Here is a 1,907-nt window from a genome sequence, read left to right on the forward strand (position 1 = left end):
ACGCCGACGCGGCCGGCTGCGCCGCGTGGGCGCCCCGGCCGCGTCCTGCGGTGGGGTTGACGAAAAGCGCGATTTCGCTGGTCACGGCGGCACCTTACGAGGTCCGCGCGCCTGGGGGGAGCCCGGTCAGGTCACGTCGTCGTAACCGTTGATCCGGCCCTGCCGGTCGGTGCGCCCGCCGTCGGCCTGCTCGGGGAGCATCGGCGCGGTGGCGACCGGCTCGACCTCCTCGATCGACTCCGGCGTCAGATCCACCTGGGACGCCTCGTCGTCGGACAGGGCGGTGTCCTTGTTCTTCCGGGCCCGCCGCTTGTCGTTGAGGATCGAGAAGCCCACGGCGAGGAAGAACAGCACCACGATCGGACCGGACAGCGCGATCATGCCGACCGGGTCGGTGGTGGGGGTGGCGACGGCGCCGAAGACGAAGACGCCCATGACCACACCGCGCCACCAGCCCGCCATCCGCCTGCCGGTCACCACGCCCACCATGTTGAGCATGATCAGCAGCAGCGGGAGCTCGAAGGCCAGACCGAAGATCAGCACCATGCGGACGGTGAAGTCCAGGACGTCGTCCAGGGTGAGCATGTTGGACGCCACGTCGGGCGTCAGGCTCAGCAGCACCTGGACGCTCACGGGGAGCACCACGTACGCGAGGTAGGCACCGCCGACGAACAGCGGCACGGCCGCGGCCACGAAGGCGTACGTGTACTTGCGCTCGTGCTGGTGCAGGCCGGGGGCGACGAAGGCCCACAGCTGGTACAGCCACACCGGGCTGGCGATGATCAGGCCGGCCATGAGGCTGACCTTCACCGTCACGGTGAACGGCGACGCCAGCGTGTTGAACGACAGCACCGCGCAGTTGCCGCCCTTGCTCTGCGCGAATCCGCCCTCGCAGATGGGCACAGGAGCCGCGAGGAAGTCCATCAGCTGTTCGCTGAAGAACACCGCGCCGATGGTCACGACGACGATCGCGACGACCGCCTTGGAAACCCGGCGGCGGAGTTCCCGAAGGTGCTCCATGAGGGGCATCCGCCCCTCAGGGTCCTTCTCCTGTTTGCGGGCAGACGTGAGCAACCCACATCCTCATCTCGTGCGGGCAGGCCGGAGGGAGTCCGGCCTGGAGGTCAGCGCTTGGTCGTGTCGGTCGGCTCGCTGACCGGGCGCGAGCTCGTCACGTCACCGGGGGCGGCCTGGATGACACGCGGCGCGGGCTCGTCGGAGGCGGGCGGACCGGCGGGAGCCGCCTCGTCCTTCTTGCCCTCCTCCTTCATCGCCTTGGCCTCGCTCTTGAGGATGCGGGCGGACTTGCCGAGGGACCGAGCCATGTCCGGAAGCTTCTTGGCGCCGAACAGCAGCAGGATGACGACGAGGATCAGAATGATCTCGGTAGGTCCGAGCCGTCCCATAAGTCTTTACCTTCTCACCGAGGCCACTGGGGGGTGTTGTGCCGCCGGGGCGGACCGTGGGTCCGGCCTCCGTCAGCGATCGTAACGTCCGGGGATGAACGACGGGCATCCCCCGGGCGTACTCCCGGTCACACGAGCCGATGCCTCGATATCCGGCCCGCGAAGATGCAGCGTACCTGCCGCCGCCCCCGCTCGAACAGGGTCCGGACCCTTGCTCCGCCTGCCACCAGGGCCTTCCGGCGCTCACCGGATGGAGACTTCGCGCAGGTGAGAGCCTCACAGGCTCCCGGCGGCCCGGACCGTCCGCTCCGCGGCCTGTTCGAGGTCGGCGGCGGCGGTGCCGATCCGCCGGGCCGACCGCTCCACCTGGATCCCCAGCCGCCGTGCCTCGACGAACACCCGCACGGCGAGCACGCCGAGCACGGCGAGCCCCAGGAAACCGAGGGCGACGGCGAGCATCGCCCAGAACATGGCACCGGACATGGGGTGAGCCTACGCGCC

The 1,907-nt window shown here is 69.6% G+C and carries 3 protein-coding genes; all 3 read right to left on the minus strand.

Annotation, left to right across the window (positions count from 1 at the left end):
* Positions 1 to 126: 126 nt before the first annotated feature.
* The 3 genes from tatC to HW445_RS29115 all read right to left on the minus strand — a co-directional run bounded on the left by tatC (position 127) and on the right by HW445_RS29115 (position 1,877).
* Positions 127 to 1,029 carry a twin-arginine translocase subunit TatC gene (gene tatC / locus HW445_RS29105; RefSeq protein WP_180223826.1) on the minus strand — a complete coding sequence of 301 codons (903 nt, stop codon included), beginning with the start codon at positions 1,027 to 1,029 and terminating at the stop codon, positions 127 to 129.
* 95 nt (positions 1,030 to 1,124) lie between these two features.
* Positions 1,125 to 1,406, minus strand: coding sequence for a Sec-independent protein translocase subunit TatA (gene tatA / locus HW445_RS29110; RefSeq protein ID WP_166023633.1), 282 nt, complete (start codon positions 1,404 to 1,406; stop codon positions 1,125 to 1,127).
* A gap of 276 nt (positions 1,407 to 1,682) precedes the next feature.
* The gene (locus HW445_RS29115) at positions 1,683 to 1,877 is read right to left on the minus strand and encodes a hypothetical protein (protein ID WP_151774958.1); all 195 of its coding nucleotides are present in this window, start codon (positions 1,875 to 1,877) and stop codon (positions 1,683 to 1,685) included.
* Positions 1,878 to 1,907: the final 30 nt, after the last annotated feature.

The sequence above is a fragment of the Streptomyces sp. UH6 genome, from assembly GCF_013421635.1.
Lineage (GTDB): Bacteria > Actinomycetota > Actinomycetes > Streptomycetales > Streptomycetaceae > Streptomyces > Streptomyces abyssomicinicus.

Excerpts from the sequence above, each read along its gene's own strand:
- tatC (WP_180223826.1), bottom strand. The coding sequence starts at position 1,029 with ATGCCCCTCATGGAGCACCTTCGGGAACTCCGCCGCCGGGTTTCCAAG.
- tatA (WP_166023633.1), bottom strand. The coding sequence starts at position 1,406 with ATGGGACGGCTCGGACCTACCGAGATCATTCTGATCCTCGTCGTCATC.
- HW445_RS29115 (WP_151774958.1), bottom strand. The coding sequence starts at position 1,877 with ATGTTCTGGGCGATGCTCGCCGTCGCCCTCGGTTTCCTGGGGCTCGCC.